Annotated in this window: 16 protein-coding genes; 14 read left to right on the top strand and 2 right to left on the bottom strand. The window is 62.9% G+C overall.

What is annotated here, in order from left to right; translation table 11 throughout:
• The 9 genes from rseP to BVH73_RS02360 all read left to right on the top strand — a co-directional run bounded on the left by rseP (window position 1) and on the right by BVH73_RS02360 (window position 9,131).
• Complete coding sequence (gene rseP / locus BVH73_RS02400; RefSeq protein WP_079415761.1) at window positions 1-1,365, top strand: RIP metalloprotease RseP; 1,365 nt, start codon at window positions 1-3, stop codon at window positions 1,363-1,365.
• On the top strand, window positions 1,365-3,668 hold the full coding sequence (bamA, locus tag BVH73_RS02395) for an outer membrane protein assembly factor BamA (protein ID WP_425444134.1): 2,304 nt from the start codon (window positions 1,365-1,367) through the stop codon (window positions 3,666-3,668). Before rseP ends, bamA begins: the two co-directional genes overlap by 1 nt.
• 90 nt (window positions 3,669-3,758) lie before the next feature.
• A complete protein-coding gene (locus BVH73_RS02390; protein WP_079420245.1) occupies window positions 3,759-4,244 on the top strand; it encodes an OmpH/Skp family outer membrane protein in 486 nt (161 codons plus the stop codon).
• A gap of 32 nt (window positions 4,245-4,276) precedes the next feature.
• Window positions 4,277-5,332 carry a UDP-3-O-(3-hydroxymyristoyl)glucosamine N-acyltransferase gene (gene lpxD / locus BVH73_RS02385; RefSeq protein ID WP_079415757.1) on the top strand — a complete coding sequence of 352 codons (1,056 nt, stop codon included), beginning with the start codon at window positions 4,277-4,279 and terminating at the stop codon, window positions 5,330-5,332.
• Complete coding sequence (gene fabZ, locus BVH73_RS02380; RefSeq protein ID WP_079415754.1) at window positions 5,329-5,784, top strand: 3-hydroxyacyl-ACP dehydratase FabZ; 456 nt, start codon at window positions 5,329-5,331, stop codon at window positions 5,782-5,784. Before lpxD ends, fabZ begins: the two co-directional genes overlap by 4 nt.
• A 7-nt stretch (window positions 5,785-5,791) precedes the next feature.
• Window positions 5,792-6,583, top strand: a complete 792-nt coding sequence (lpxA, locus tag BVH73_RS02375) for an acyl-ACP--UDP-N-acetylglucosamine O-acyltransferase (protein WP_079415752.1) — start codon at window positions 5,792-5,794, stop codon at window positions 6,581-6,583.
• A gap of 6 nt (window positions 6,584-6,589) precedes the next feature.
• Window positions 6,590-7,729, top strand: a complete 1,140-nt coding sequence (gene lpxB, locus BVH73_RS02370) for a lipid-A-disaccharide synthase (protein ID WP_079415750.1) — start codon at window positions 6,590-6,592, stop codon at window positions 7,727-7,729.
• The gene (rnhB, locus tag BVH73_RS02365) at window positions 7,726-8,340 is read left to right on the top strand and encodes a ribonuclease HII (protein WP_079415748.1); all 615 of its coding nucleotides are present in this window, start codon (window positions 7,726-7,728) and stop codon (window positions 8,338-8,340) included. The genes lpxB and rnhB overlap by 4 nt, the downstream gene beginning before the upstream one ends.
• A 14-nt stretch (window positions 8,341-8,354) precedes the next feature.
• Window positions 8,355-9,131 (top strand): TrmH family RNA methyltransferase, encoded by a 777-nt coding sequence (locus tag BVH73_RS02360; RefSeq protein WP_079415746.1) that lies wholly within the window; start codon window positions 8,355-8,357, stop codon window positions 9,129-9,131.
• A gap of 18 nt (window positions 9,132-9,149) precedes the next feature.
• On the opposite strand, the gene BVH73_RS02355 is transcribed toward BVH73_RS02360, so the two are convergent.
• Together BVH73_RS02355 and ppsR are read right to left on the bottom strand one after the other, a co-directional pair.
• A complete protein-coding gene (locus tag BVH73_RS02355; protein ID WP_079415744.1) occupies window positions 9,150-10,208 on the bottom strand; it encodes a DegV family protein in 1,059 nt (352 codons plus the stop codon).
• A 10-nt stretch (window positions 10,209-10,218) separates the two neighbouring features.
• A complete protein-coding gene (gene ppsR / locus BVH73_RS02350) occupies window positions 10,219-11,037 on the bottom strand; it encodes a posphoenolpyruvate synthetase regulatory kinase/phosphorylase PpsR (RefSeq protein ID WP_079415742.1) in 819 nt (272 codons plus the stop codon).
• 140 nt (window positions 11,038-11,177) lie between these two features.
• On the opposite strand from ppsR, the gene ppsA reads away from it, so the two are divergent.
• The 5 genes from ppsA to rplI all read left to right on the top strand — a co-directional run bounded on the left by ppsA (window position 11,178) and on the right by rplI (window position 15,142).
• A complete protein-coding gene (ppsA, locus tag BVH73_RS02345; protein WP_079415740.1) occupies window positions 11,178-13,565 on the top strand; it encodes a phosphoenolpyruvate synthase in 2,388 nt (795 codons plus the stop codon).
• Between the two features lie 162 nt (window positions 13,566-13,727).
• Window positions 13,728-14,090 carry a 30S ribosomal protein S6 gene (gene rpsF / locus BVH73_RS02340; protein ID WP_079415738.1) on the top strand — a complete coding sequence of 121 codons (363 nt, stop codon included), beginning with the start codon at window positions 13,728-13,730 and terminating at the stop codon, window positions 14,088-14,090.
• On the top strand, window positions 14,087-14,380 hold the full coding sequence (priB, locus tag BVH73_RS02335; protein ID WP_342746334.1) for a primosomal replication protein N: 294 nt from the start codon (window positions 14,087-14,089) through the stop codon (window positions 14,378-14,380). The genes rpsF and priB overlap by 4 nt, the downstream gene beginning before the upstream one ends.
• Window positions 14,381-14,383: 3 nt before the next feature.
• Window positions 14,384-14,674, top strand: coding sequence for a 30S ribosomal protein S18 (gene rpsR, locus BVH73_RS02330; protein WP_013106369.1), 291 nt, complete (start codon window positions 14,384-14,386; stop codon window positions 14,672-14,674).
• A gap of 15 nt (window positions 14,675-14,689) precedes the next feature.
• Complete coding sequence (gene rplI, locus BVH73_RS02325; RefSeq protein ID WP_079415734.1) at window positions 14,690-15,142, top strand: 50S ribosomal protein L9; 453 nt, start codon at window positions 14,690-14,692, stop codon at window positions 15,140-15,142.
• Window positions 15,143-15,207 lie beyond the last annotated feature (65 nt).

The raw sequence follows: 15,207 nt of genomic DNA, 5'->3' as shown, positions 1-15,207 counted from the left end.
ATGAACCTGCTCATCACCCTGCTGGCGTTTGCTTTCGCACTAGGCCTGCTCATCACCATCCATGAGTACGGGCACTACCGCGTCGCGGTGGCCTGTGGGGTCAAGGTGCTGCGGTTCTCCATTGGCTTCGGCAAGCCGCTGCTGCGCTGGACGCGGGGTGCCGACAGAACGGCATTCACTTTGTCGTCGATTCCCCTGGGCGGCTACGTGAAGATGCTCGATGAACGCGAAGGCGAAGTCGCCGAACGCGACCTGCCGCGGGCCTTCAACCGGCAGAGCCTATCGAGACGCGCGGCCATCGTCGCGGCTGGGCCAGCCGCCAATCTACTGCTTGCCGTGGTCCTGTTTGCCGTCGTGGCGCTGGCTGGTGTTCGGGAACCGGTCGCCATTCTGGGAGTGCCGCCTGCCCAGTCGACCGCCGCCAGGGTCGGCGTCCAGGGCGGCGAGCGCGTGGTAGCCCTTGTCCAGGACCGACGGCAGGAAGCCGTGCAGAGCTGGACGGGTTTGCGTTGGACGCTATTGAATGCCGCCATGAGCGGCGAGCGCATCGGGCTCATCGTTGAGCGCGCCCCGGGCGGGCCCCAACACGAGATACCCCTGGATTTCTCGTCCAGCATGCGCGCGGCGGAAAGCGCGGGTTTTCTGACGAACTTCGGCTTGCATCTGCAGAGCCCGCCGGCAGAGATTCGCGAGGTGGTCGCTGGCGGACCTGCGCAGATCAGCGGCCTGCGCGCGGGTGACCTGATCACCGCGGTGGATGGCCAGCCCATCGCCACCGCCGACGGTTTGATGAAGGCCATTCAAACCTCGGCGGGCAAGGCGCTGCAGCTGGATGTCCGGCGCGATGGTCGCGTGTTTCAGACCCGTCTTCAGCCCAAGGCCGTGGCGGTCGAGGGCAAGTCTGTCTGGCGCATCGAGGCCATGCTGGGGGGCGAAGTGCCCATGGTGAAGATCGAGCGCAACCCGTTGCAGGCCTTGCAGGATGGGGCGCAGCGCACCTGGGAGCTTTCGGTGCTCACCTTGAAGACGCTGGGGCGCATGGTGATAGGACAGGCCTCCCTGCAGAACCTCAGCGGCCCGGTCACAATTGCTGATTACGCGGGCAAGAGCGCCGAATTGGGATGGGTGGCTTACCTCAGCTTTTTGGCCGTCGTCAGCGTGAGTCTTGGTGTGCTCAATCTGCTGCCTCTGCCCGTTCTGGACGGGGGGCATCTCCTGTATTATGCGTACGAGGGATTGACCCGCCGCAGCGTCTCGCAGCGCTGGCAGGAAAGGCTGCAGCAAGGCGGTCTCGTGGTCATCGCCATGATGATGGCCATCGCCCTCTACAACGATCTGGCACGCTTGCTCGGCCAGATGCACTAATCCAGCTCGAGGTCAATTTGAGGTTTTCTCCCGCACTTCGTTGTGCGACGGCGGTTGTGATCGCTGTTGCAGGCGTGCAAGCACACGCAGCTGAATCTTTCACCATCAAGGACATCCGGGTCGATGGTCTGCAAAGAACCGAGCCGGGTACCGTCTTCAGCTATCTGCCGTTCCGGGTGGGTGAGTCCTATACCCCCGAGAACGGGGCGGCCGCCATCCGCGCGCTGTTCGCTACGGGTCTTTTCAAGAACGTACGCATCGAGACGAACGACGATATCGTGACCATCGTCGTCGAGGAGCGTCCGACCATCGCGGGTGTCGAATTTGCCGGGACCAAGGAGTTCGAGAAAAAGGCGCTGACCACCGCGCTGGCCTCCGTCGGCCTTGCCGAGGCCCGACCCTACGATCAGGCGCTGATCGATCAGGCGGTTCAGGAGCTCAAGCAGCAATATCTCGCCAAAGGGTTTTACGGCACGGAGGTCAACGTCACGACCACGCCGCTGCCGCGCAATCGGGTGAATGTGTTGTTCACCGTGGTCGAAGGGCAGATCGCGAAGATCCGCGCCATTCGCATCGTCGGCAACAAGGTGTACAGCGAGGGTGCACTGCGCGATCTGTTCACGCTGAGCACCCCCGGCTGGCTGAGTTGGTACACCAAGGACGATCAGTATTCCAAGGCCAAGCTCAACACCGATCTGGAGACTCTGCGTTCGTACTACCAGGATCGGGGCTATCTCGACTTCCGCATCGACTCCACGCAGGTGGCCCTGTCGCCCAACAAGGACGGCATCTACATCACGGTCAACGTGCATGAAGGGCCGAAGTTCACGGTCTCCGGCTATCAGCTCGCGGGCAATTATCTCGGGCAGGACAACGAGTTCCGGGCCCTGGTCAAGCTCAAACCGGGCGAAACCTACAGCGCCCAGGCTCTGAACGACAGCGTCAAGGCGATCACCAATCAGTTCGGGGTGTATGGCTATGCGTTTGCACGGGTCGAGTCCAAGCCGGTGATCGACCGGCAGACCGATCAGGTCGCCTTCACCATCACGGCTGATCCGGGCAAGCGCATCTACGTGCGCCGCATCGACGTTGCAGGCAACAGCCGTACGCGCGACGAAGTGATCCGGCGCGAGTTCCGGCAGTTCGAAGACTCCTGGTACGACTCCGACCGGATCAAGCTCTCGCGCGATCGGGTGGATCGTCTGGGCTATTTCAAGGACGTGACGCTGCAGCCGCGCGAAGTGCCTGGCACCAACGATCAGGTCGATCTCGACATGAACGTGGAGGAGAAACCCACGGGCAGCTTGTCTCTGGGCGTGGGCTTTTCAAGCGCGGACAAGCTGTCGTTCAACGCCGGCATCAGTCAGGACAATATTTTTGGCAGCGGCAACAATCTCGCGGTCGACTTCAATACGTCGAGCTATTACCGCACCTTGTCGGTGTCGAGCACGAATCCGTATTTCACCGAAGACGGCATCAGCCGCACGGTGAATGCGTATTACCGCACCATCCAGCCTTACACCAGTCAGGGTGACAACTACAAGATCGTCACGCCGGGATTCAACCTGCAGTTCGGCATTCCGTTTACCGAAGTCGATCGGGTGTTCTTCGGCGTAGGGCTTGAGCGCTACACCCTGGATCTCGCGCCCGGTGCGCCAGCGTCTTACATTGCTTACGTCAACGAGTTTGGCAAAACGTCCACCGGTGTTCCGCTGACCATAGGCTGGCAGCGCGACAGCCGCAACAGCGCCCTGGTGCCGACCGACGGCCGCTATCAGCGTCTGAGCTTCGAGATCAGCCCGTTCAGCACCCTGCGCTACGACCGTGTGACCTATCAGTACCAGCAATATCTGCCGATCACGCGCAACACCAACCTCGCCTTCAACGGTCTGCTGGGTTATGCGCACGGGTTGAACGGTCGTCCGCTGCCGGTGTTCAAGAATCTCTACGCAGGAGGCATCGGCACGGTGCGCGGTTTCGAGCAAAGCTCGCTGGGCCCGCAGGATGCCCAGGGCAACGCCCTGGGGGGGGCCAAGATGGTGATTGCCGATTTCGAGTATCAGTTTCCTTTCCCCGGCACGGGGGCCGACAAATCGCTGCGGATGTCGTTCTTCAATGACAACGGCTATGTCTGGGGCGAGAACCAGAAGGTCAGTCTGAGCGATATGCGTTCGTCCGTCGGTATCGGCGTGTCCTGGATTTCGCCCATTGGTCCGTTGAAGTTCAGTCTGGCCAAGCCGGTTCGCTACAAGTCCACCGATAAACTCCAGCGCTTCCAGTTCACGGTGGGCGCCGGTTTCTAACCACCTTTGATTTCCATGAAATTCCACACCCTCTCACGCACTCTCCTGGCCGCGGTCTGCGCGACCGCCTTCTGGGCCTGCTCGCCGGTCATGGCGCAGACGACGGTCCCTGCTGCAGGCACTTCGGCCAACGCACCGTTCAAGATCGGTTTTATCAACACTGAGCGAGTCTTGAAGGATTCCACCCTGGCCAAGGCCGCTCAGCAAAAGCTGGAGGCCGAGTTCTCCAAGCGGGACAAGGAACTGCAGGACATGGCCGCCAAGATCAAGGCGACCAATGACAGCCTGGAGAAGAACGGTCCAGTGATGTCCGATGCCGACCGCGCCAAGGCGCAACAGAATCTCGTGGACATGAACCGCGAGTTCCAGCGTCGGCAGCGCGAGTTCTCGGAAGACCTCAATGCCCGCCGCAACGAGGCGCTGGCTTCGGTGCTCGACAAGGCCAACAAGGTCGTGCGCGATATTGCGCAGAAAGACCACTACGACATCATCTTCCAGGAAGCGGTTTACGTGAATCCGCGCATCGATATCACCGACAAGGTGCTCAAGGCGCTGGATGCTCAGTCGGGCAAGTGAGCCGGTCGACCATGTCGGCGGCTGGCGGATCCATGGATGGCCTGACGCTCGATCAGATCGCCGCACGCCTCGGCGGTGAGCTTGTTGGAAACGGGCAGGCCGTCGTTCAACGCCTTCGACCCCTGGCCTCGGCAACGCAGGCCGACATCACTTTCCTGAATCGTGACCGGCTGCGGCCGCAACTGGCCGAGACCGATGCCGCGGCGGTCATCCTGCCGGAGTCGCTGCGAGGCGCTTTGCCGAAATCGGGCAACGCGATCTACACCGCAGATCCCTACCTGTACTACGCGCGCTTGTCGCAGTGGTTCTGGGCGCTGCGGCAGCCGGCGTTTCAACCTGGCTGCCATGCCACGGCGCAGATCGACTCCACAGCCCGCGTTTCGCCCCGGGCCCGCCTCGATGCCTTTGCTGTCATCGAGGCGGGTGCCGACATTGCTGAGGGCGCGCATATCGGGGCAGGGTGTTTTGTGGGCCGCGACGCGGTCATCGGGCCTGGCTCTGTCCTGCATCCCCGCAGCAGTGTGGCTTGGGGATGCCGTCTGGGCGCGCGTTGCGTGCTGCAGACGGGTGCCATGGTCGGCAGCGACGGCTTTGGTTACGCCCGCGACGCCAGCGGCGCCGGCGTCAAGATCGCCCAGGTCGGCATCGCGGTGCTGGGAGACGATGTGGAGGTGGGCGCCAACAGCACCATCGACCGCGGCGCGCTCGACAACACCGAGATCGGCACAGGGGTGAAGATCGACAATCTGGTGCAGATCGCGCACAACGTGCGCATTGGTGCGCATACCGCGCTCGCGGGCTGTGTCGGTGTGTCGGGCAGTGCGGAGATCGGGGCTTATTGCTTTATCGGTGGGGGCGTCGGCATCGCGGGTCATCTGAGCATTGCGGACGGCGTGGTCATTGGCGGCATGTCGCTGGTCTCTCGATCGGTGCGGCAGCCCGGCATGTACACCGGCGCCTTTCCGCTGGACACGCATGCGAACTGGGAGCGCAACGCGGCCACCGTGCGCCAGTTGCATCAACTGCGAGACCGCGTTCGCCATCTTGAACAACACATTGAGTCTTTGAAATCAGAACCTTCGACATGACGACCACGCACGACATCACCCAGATTCTTGAACTGCTCCCGCATCGCTACCCCATGCTGCTCGTCGATCGCGTGGTCGAGCAGGTCAATGGAAAATACATCAAGGCCTACAAGAACGTCACCATCAACGAGCCGTTCTTCACCGGCCATTTCCCGCAGAAGCCCATCATGCCAGGGGTGCTGATCCTGGAGGCGCTGGCGCAGGCTTCGGGCATTCTGGCGTTCGGATCGGTGGGCAAGACGCCTGCACAAGGGTCGCTGTATTACCTCGTGGGCATCGACAACGCGCGCTTCAAGCAACCGGTCGTTCCCGGCGATCAGCTTCACCTCTACGTGGAGATGACCCGCAATATGCGGGGTATCTACAAGTTCACGGCGGAGGCCTCGGTCGAAGGGCGTGTGGTTGCCCAGGCCGAATTGATGTGTACCGAGCGCAGCGTGAGCGTGTCCTGAGTCCAGTATGCCCAAGATTCATTCCACGGCCCAGGTCGATCCGGATGCGGATATCGCCGACGATGTCGAGATCGGCCCTTATGCCTTGATCGGCCGCCAAGTGCGCATCGGCGCCGGTACCCGGGTGGGAGCCCATGTCATCGTCGAGGGACGAACCCATATCGGGGCCGACAACCGGCTGCATCCGTTCAGCGTGATCGGTGGCGAGCCCCAGGACAAGAAGTTCAGGGGCGAAGACACGGCCCTGGAGATCGGCGACCGCAATGTGATCCGCGAGTACTGCACCCTGCATGTTGGCACGGTGCAGGATGGGGGCGTCACCCGGGTCGGGCACGACAACTGGATCATGGCTTACGTGCACATTGCGCACGATTGCCAGGTCGGCAACCACACGACCTTTGCCAACAATGCGCAGTTGGCGGGCCACGTCCAGGTCGGTGACTGGGCCGTGCTGGGGGGCTACACCGGCGCCCACCAGTTCGTGCGCATCGGCGCCCATGTGATGACCGGCATCAGCTCGGTCGTCCTGCAGGACGTGCCGCCTTACACCCTGGTGGCCGGCAATCCGGCGGTGCCTCACGGCATCAATTCGGAAGGTCTGCGGCGCAGGGGATTCACCCCCGATCAGATCACGGCTTTGCGCGCGGCGTATCGGTCCCTCTACCGCCAGGGCCTGACCCTGGAGCAGGCCCGTGCCGCCCTGTCCGATCTGATGGGCGCGCGACCGCACGCAGCCGACGCGCTGGCCGTAATGCAGACCTTTCTGGCCGACTCCGGTCGCGGCATCGTCCGTCCCTGAGCGGGTATGAACACCCGGACATTGGCCTTTGTCGCCGGAGAATCCTCGGGCGACCTGCTGGCCGGGCATGTTCTGCGGGCCCTGCATCATCGGGTGCCCGCGCTCAGCACGGTGGGCATCGGCGGTCCGCGCATGCAGGACGCCGGCTTCGATGCCTGGTGGCAGAGTGAACGGCTCGCGGTGAACGGCTATGCCGACGTCCTGACGCGTCTGCCCGAACTGCTGTGGATGCGAAGGCGGCTGCGCCAGCGTCTGCTGGCCGATCCGCCAGCGCTGTTCGTCGGGGTCGATGCGCCCGACTTCAACCTGCAGCTTGAACGCCGCCTGCGCGAGGCCGGTATTCCGGTGGCCCATCTCGTCAGTCCCTCGATCTGGGCTTGGCGGCGCGAGCGCATCGACCTGATCCGCCAGGCCGTCGATCACATGCTCTGCGTCTTTCCCTTCGAGCCCGCGATCTATGCGGATACCGGGGTCAAAGCGACCTACATCGGCCACCCTCTGGCCGAAGTGATTCCGCTCGACCCCGACCGCGAGACAGCCCGGCTTGCCCTGGGCCTGCCCGCTCAGGGACACTGCCTCGCGGTGCTGCCGGGAAGCCGCAGGGCTGAGGTCAAACACCTCATGGCCCCTTTTCTGGAGGCGGCGGCCCTGTTGGTGAAGCGAGGCTTGATGTCGCAAGTCGTCGTGCCCATTGCCCATCCCGGCTTGAAGCCGATGGTGCTGCAGGCCGCCTCGCACCATCCGGATCTGCCGCTGCAGCTGGTCGATGGCCAGTCGCACCAGGTCATGGCGGCCTGCGATCTGGCCTTGGTCGCCAGTGGCACGGCCACGCTGGAATGCGCCTTGTACAAGCGCCCGATGGTGATCGGCTACCGGCTATCTGCGCTGTCGTATCGACTGATGTCGGGTCGGGGCTATCTGCCCGATGTCGGTCTGCCCAACATCCTCGCCGGTGAGCGCCTGGTTCCCGAGTTGCTGCAGCATGAATGCACGCCGCAGGCACTGGCCGATGCTGCTGGTGAATTGCTCGAACGGCCGGCGGTCCTGCAGCAACTGCAGGACCGCTTCCGCGACATGCACCTGAGCCTGCGGCGCGATACGGCCGCGCTGGCTGCGCAAGCCCTTCTCGACATGGCGCGCCCATGAGCCAGGCGGATTTGTTCGAGGCGGCAGAGTCCGCCCAGGTCACGGTGGTCGCGGGCTGCGACGAAGTCGGCCGCGGGCCGTGGGCCGGGCCTGTGGTCGCCGCGGCCGTCGTGCTCGATCCGGCGCGTCCCATCACCGGGCTGGCCGACTCGAAGGCCTTGAGCCCCCGCCGCCGTGAAGCGCTCGATGCGCAGATCCGGGCGCACAGCCTGGGTTGGAGCATCGCCGAAAGCTCGGTCGAGGAGATCGATCAGCTCAACATCCTGCAGGCCACCATGCTGGCCATGCAACGTGCGGTCTCGGCATTGCCCTGCAAAATCGATCTGCTGCTGGTCGACGGCAATCAGACGCCCAAAGTTGCCGTGCCCTGCAGGGCCATCGTCGGCGGCGATGCGGCGCATCCGGCGATCAGTGCGGCCTCCATCATCGCCAAGGTTTACCGCGACCGTCTCATGGCGGCGTTGGGGCAGCGGCATCCCGGCTATGGCTTCGAGCAACACAGCGGCTACGGGACCGCGGCGCACCGTGCGGCTTTGCTTACACTGGGGCCCTGCGCTGCCCATCGTCGCAGTTTCGCTCCCATCCGTCGCTTGTTGGCTCCCCCTCGTTGAAGGACGTCGTTGTCGTGAAGCGCATTACCTCGGCTGAAAATCCGCTGATCAAGACCCTCCGCAGTCTCTCGACTGAACCCGGCGCGGTGCGCAAGCTCGGTCAAGTCTGGCTGGAAGGCATTCATCTCATCGAGGCAGCACTGGCCGCAGGCCATGCCGCCGAACCCCTGATCACGACGGACACCGGCCTGCTCGACCCGGAAATCGCCGCTCTGGTCGAGAGGGTCGGCACGACACAGACTGTCGTTCTGCACCAGGCCCTGTTCAACTGGATCACAGCGGTCGAAAACGGCCCGCCGGTCGGCATGCTCATTGCCCGTCCCAAGACCTCCAAGCCGCGTGCCGGCAGCGCGCTCATCCTCGACCGGGTGCAGGATGCCGGGAATGTCGGCACCATGCTGCGTACCGCTGCAGCCGCCGGTTGTGGCGCGGTGTACCTGCTGCGGGGCTGTGCCGGCGTGTGGTCGCCGAAGGTTTTGCGCGCCGCGATGGGGGCGCATTTCGTCATTCCCGTCTTCGAAGATCCGCCCTGGGAGCAGGTGCTCAATATTGTCCCGCGCCCGATCTACGCCACGCACCTGCAGGCCGACACGCTGCTGTACGAACTGGATCTGAAGCAGCCGGTCACCTGGATTTTCGGCAACGAGGGCCAAGGCATTTCCGATGCCCTGGTCGCCAAGTGCTCCGCCCTGGTCCGTATCCCCCAGGCCGATGGCGTGGAATCGCTCAATGTGGCGGCGTCTGCGGCCATCTGCCTCTACGAAGGCGTGCGTCAGTCGCAGTTCAGCTAGCAACCTCGACGCCGCCTCTCAATCGGCCGCCTTGCGGATGAGTGCCAGCGAGAGCGATTGGGCCGAGGCCCAGACCCGCCCGCCCAGACTCATATGCGTGACGTGAAGTTTCACCTCATGGTCGGCCGCCGTCTTCTTCAAGGCCTGCATTTCAGGCCAGTCGCGCAGCTCGCGAATGCTGCCGTCGTAGCTGAGCTGAATGGCAGGGGCCCCGAGACTGCCCTGTTCGATGGCCTGCGCCGCCGTCTCGATGATCCGGGACGCGGCTGATTTCCATTTGTTGGTCCTGGACTCGAGTGCGAACTTCCCGCCCTTGCAGCTCAGCACCGGATAGCGGTGCATGATCTGGGTCAGCCGCGGGCTGCACGCCTGGACCCAGGGCGACAGATCGTGATGCTCCAGCCGGCCCAGCGTGAGCGCGACATCGCCTGGATGACCCGGAGCCAGCCAGACTTCGGTCCGGTCGGTCAGCGACTTTGCCAGCCGCAGCAGGCCGGGCACTTCGCCCATGCGCATTTCAGCGGACTGCAGCAACAGCCGCGCCTGCAAGGCAGGCCCACTCAGCAGCGAGCCGGTGGGAATCACCTGCAAGGCATAGTCGGGCCGAAGGTGGCGCTCGCGGCGCAGATGCGTGATCTCGTCCTGATGATCCTTGAGCATCTGCTCCACACTGCGGCTGGCGTCCACCAGGGCCGGGTGGGTGGCGAGCAGCAGCAGCCGGTCGAAGTTCAGCGCCAGGTGCGGGTGCATGCGGTAGCTCAGGGCTTCGACCGATGGCGCGCTGACTTCGGCGCTGCGAATGCGTTCGTGGCTGAGCTGGCGCGACACCGTGCGGATTTCGGCCGTGCCCTTGTCGAGCAGAGAGCGGCCGGGCCACTGAATGGTCAGCGGCAGAATGCGTACCCGCCGGTCCGCCGCCATCGTCCCCGACAGATCGGTGCCGGCATCGACCATCAATCCGGTGAGGGGGCTCTGCGCCCGATCGGGATCGATGGGCAGCGCCTCCTCACGCTCCGGAATTTTCTGCTGGGTCGAGGCAAAACCCAGCAGATAGGCGTTCTTTTCGTCGTCGTGCATGGTGGTCGGCTCAATACTCCAGCCGATCCGGGCGGATCTGCTGCAGGATGGTGGTGGCGATTTCTTCGATGGATTTGTGCGTGGACGACAGCCAGCGGATGCCCTCGCGCCGCATGAGTTTTTCGGCTTCACTCACCTCGTAGCGGCAGTTGTCGAGTGCCGCATAGCGGCTGTTGGGCCGCCGCTCCGTGCGGATTTCGCTCAGCCGCTCGGGGGTGATGGACAGCCCGAACAGCTTGTGCCGCAATCCATGGAGTCCGTCGGGCAGTTGCATGCGCTCGAAGTCGTCGGGAATGAGGGGATAGTTCGCCGCCCTGACGCCGTGCTGCATGGCGAGATAGAGCGAAGTGGGCGTTTTGCCGCAACGCGAGACGCCCACCAGAATGACTTCGGCCTCGGTCAGATTGCGGGTGGATTGGCCGTCGTCGTGCATGAGCGAGAAATTGATCGCGTCGATGCGATTGTGGTACTGCGGGCTGTACGCGGCGTCGGAAAACCGCCCGATCCGATGGTTGGACTTGGCGCCAAAAGCGACCTCCAGGGGCTGCACAAAGCTGTTGAACATGTCGAGCACCAGCGCGCGTGCGCCTTGAATGATGTCGAGCACATCGGGGTGCACCAGGGTGACGAAGACGATGGGCGGCTTGCCCTCGGCGCGCTCGACCTCATTGATGCGCTCGACCGCGTGCACGGCCTTCTCCACCGTGTCGACGAAGGGCAGGCGGATGCGGTGCGGCTGCACGTCAAACTGCGCCAGGATGGAGTTGCCGAAGGTCTCTGCGGCGATGCCGGTGCCATCCGAGACGAAAAAAACCGAGCGGTTAGGCATGTGTCAGCGTTCAAAACCTAGAATGGATCGCATTGTCGGTGGGACTTGCGAAGACGACGACAACAACCCGAACAAGACATGTCATTTTCGCCACAGATCACGCCGAACCCCATTTTTTCATTCTATGAAGGACTTTCATCATGACCCAACAAAACACCGCCCACAGCGGAAATGAGCTCATTTTGCGGCTCGACGATGTGCGAATGAGCGACATCGATCAGGTCGGCGGCAAGAATGCCTCGCTTGGGGAGATGATCAGCCAGCTTTCTGGCAGCGGGGTACGGGTGCCTGGCGGCTTTGCCACCACGGCGCACGCCTTCCGCCAATTCCTGCGCACCGGCGGGCTGGACCAGCGCATCGACGCGGCCTTGACGTCATTGGACGCCGACGATGTGCGGGCCCTGGAGCGCTGCGGTGCGCAGATTCGCCAGTGGGTGCTCGAAACGCCGTTCCCGGCCGATCTGGAGCAAGCCGTCCGCCAGGCTTATGCCGCCCTCACCGCGGGTGCTCCCGAGGCTTCGTTCGCGGTGCGCTCGTCCGCCACGGCGGAGGACTTGCCCGACGCTTCGTTCGCCGGACAGCAGGAGAGCTACCTGAACGTGAGCGGCATCGACGCGGTGCTGGAGAAGATCAAGCATGTGTTCGCCTCGCTCTACAACGACCGGGCGATTTCCTACCGGGTGCACAAAGGTTTTGTGCACAGTGACGTGGCCTTGTCGGCCGGCATTCAGCGCATGGTTCGCAGCGACAAGGCGGTGTCGGGCGTGATGTTCACGCTCGATACGGAATCCGGCTTTCCGGATGTGGTGTTCGTCACCGCGTCCTACGGACTGGGTGAGACGGTGGTGCAGGGCGCGGTGAATCCGGACGAGTTCTACGTGTTCAAACCGACCCTCAAGGCGGGCAAGGAGGCGCTGATCCGCCGCAATCTGGGCTCCAAGCTCATCCGCATGGAGTTTGCGCCGGCGGGTTCGCCGCATCTGGTGCAAACGGTCGACACTCCGTCCGAACTGCGCAATCGCTACTGCCTGACCGATGCCGAAGCGCAGGAGCTGGCGCGCTTTGCCATGACCATCGAGGCGCATTACCAGCGTCCCATGGACATCGAATGGGGCAAAGACGGCATCGACGGCCACCTGTACATCCTTCAGGCTCGACCCGAGACCGTGAAGTCCAATGGACACGCGCGTACCGAACAGCGCTACACCCTCAAGGGCAAGGGCGCCGTGCTGGTGACGGGGCGTGCCATCGGCCAGAAGATCGGCGCGGGGCCGGTGCGTGTGGTGCATTCCACGGCGGACATGCACCTCGTGCAGGCGGGCGACGTGCTGGTCACCGATATGACCGATCCGAATTGGGAGCCGGTCATGAAAAAGGCCTCCGCCATCGTCACCAATCGCGGAGGGCGCACCTGCCACGCGGCCATCATTGCCCGTGAACTCGGCATTCCCGCCGTGGTCGGCTGCGGCCACGCCACCGATCTGCTCAAGGACGACATGCTGGTCACGGTGTCCTGCGCGCAGGGCGACACCGGCCAGATTTATGACGGTCTGCTCGAAACCGAAGTGACCGAAGTGGCCCGTGGCGCCATGCCCGAGGTGCCGACGAAGATCATGATGAATGTGGGCAATCCCACTCTGGCCTTCGATTTTTCGCAGGTGCCCAATCAGGGGGTCGGCCTGGCTCGGCTGGAGTTCATCATCAACAACAACATCGGCGTGCATCCCCGCGCGGTGCTCGAGTATCCGAACATCGACAGCGATCTGAAGAAGGCGGTCGAGAGCGTGGCGCGCGGCCATGTCAGCCCGCGCGCGTTCTATGTGGACAAGCTGGCCGAAGGCGTGGCCACGATTGCCGCGGCGTTCTATCCGAAGCCGGTCATTGTGCGGCTATCCGATTTCAAGTCCAACGAGTACAAGAAGCTCATTGGCGGCTCGCGCTACGAGCCAGATGAAGAAAATCCCATGCTGGGTTTCCGTGGGGCTTCGCGTTATGTCTCGACGGATTTTGCCCAGAGTTTCGAAATGGAGTGCATCGCCCTCAAGCGGGTGCGCGAGCAGATGGGGCTGGACAACGTCGAAATCATGGTGCCCTTCGTTCGCACGCTCGGAGAGGCTGAGGGTGTTATCAATCTGCTGGATCGCCACGGCCTCAAACGCGGCGAAAACGGTCTGCGGGTCATCATGATGTGCGAGGTGCCGTCGAACGCCGTACTGGCCAAGGAATTTCTGCAGTATTTCGATGGATTCTCCATCGGCTCCAACGATCTGACCCAGCTCACCCTGGGTCTGGACCGCGACTCCGGTCTGGTGGCGCAAGCCTTCGACGAGCGGGACCCGGCCGTCAAGGTGCTGCTGGCGCAGGCCATCGCCGCCTGTCGCGCCGAAGGCAAGTATGTGGGTATCTGCGGGCAAGGTCCGTCCGATCATCCCGATCTGGCGCAGTGGCTGATGGAGCAGGGCATCTCGTCGATCTCGCTCAATCCCGACACCGTGATCGCCACATGGCAGCAGTTGGCCAAACATTGAGGCCTGGGCGGTGATTCGTCTATAATCTTGGGCTCCTTGCCGCACCGACAAAGTTCCGGAATTGACGCTTCATGCGCTTTCGGGCGGCTTCTATCCACAAGGACAGCACGCCGGTCTCAAACCAAAGAGAGACCGAGTGCCGCCATCACTGAAGGAATCTGCATGCGTCACTATGAGATTGTGTTGATTTTCCACCCGGATCAGAGCGAGCAAGTCCCCGCGATGATCGAGCGCTACAAAAGCGCCGTGACCGCCAAGGCGGGCCAGATCCACCGGATCGAAGACTGGGGCCGTCGCCAACTGGCCTATCCCATCCAGAAACTTGCCAAGGCGCACTACGCCTGCATGAACATCGAGTGCGATCTGGAAACCCTGCGTGAACTTGAGCACAGCTTCAAGTTCAACGACGCCGTGCTGCGCAGCCTGGTGATCAAGACGGACAAGGCCGAAACGGCGCCGTCCGTCATGATGAAGCAGGTCGAGCGTGAAGAAGCACGCAAGGCGCAACAGGAGCAAACGGCCTGATCAATCGGCTCGAACTACAGGGCATTCTTGCCGAGCGTGGCGAACTGCGGTTCACCCCGGCGGGAATCGAAGCGCTGGATTTCGTGCTGCAGCATCAATCGACCCAGACCGAGGCAGACATGCCTTGCGAGACGCAGCTTCAGATCGCCTGCGTCGGGTTCGGAAAGATCGCTCGCGAAATGCATCGCCTCAGCCCAGGAGTCCAGCTTCACGTATCCGGTTTTTTGCGTGCATCGCGTCGCGGCTCGCGCCAGATGAAGTTGCACGTCACACAATACATTGAGGTTTAAATCATGGCACCACCACGCAAATTCGACAAAAAGAACGACCCGAAGCGCGCTCGTCGCAACCAGCAGTCTTCGCTGTTCAAGCGCAAGCGCTTCTGCCGCTTCACCGTCGCCAAGGTTGAGCAGATCGACTACAAGGATGTCGATGTGCTCAAGGATCTGATCGCGGAAAACGCCCGCATCATTCCCGCCCGCCTGACCGGCACCAGCGCGCACTATCAGCGCCAGCTCAACACCGCCATCAAGCGCGCGCGCTTTCTGGCGCTGCTGCCCTACACCGACCTGCACAAGGGTTAATCCGGGGACGACAACATGCAAATCATTCTTCTCGAAAAAATTCTGAACGTCGGCAATCTGGGTGACGTGGTCAAGGTCAAGGATGGCTACGCCCGCAACTTCCTGATTCCCAAGAAGATGGCGCGCCGTGCCACGGCCGCGGCCATGGCGGAGTTCGAGGCGCGTCGCGCCGAGATGGAAAAGCTCGCCGCTGAAAAACTGGCCCAGGCACAAGCCGCTGGCGAAAAACTCAATGGCCTGATCATCACCCTGGTGCAGAAGGCCGGCGTGGATGGCCGCTTGTTCGGCTCCGTGACCCACGGCGACGTGGCGGATGCCTTGGCCAAGCAAGGCATTGAAGTGAACAAGTCTCAGGTTCGCTTCCCGGCGGGCCACGTCAAGACCACGGGCGAGCATCCGGTTTCGATCGCCCTGCATACCGATGTCATTTCCGACATCACCCTGCAGGTCAAGGCCGAGGCGATGTAATTACGGCGATCCTTCGGCAGTCTGCTGCCGAATCGCACAAGGGCCGCTCATGCGGCCCTTGTCGT

It is taken from the genome of Thiomonas intermedia (assembly GCF_002028405.1).
GTDB lineage: Bacteria > Pseudomonadota > Gammaproteobacteria > Burkholderiales > Burkholderiaceae_C > Thiomonas > Thiomonas intermedia.
The sequence above is the reverse complement of the archived record's forward strand: the minus strand, read 5'-3'. Positions and strand labels throughout refer to the sequence as shown.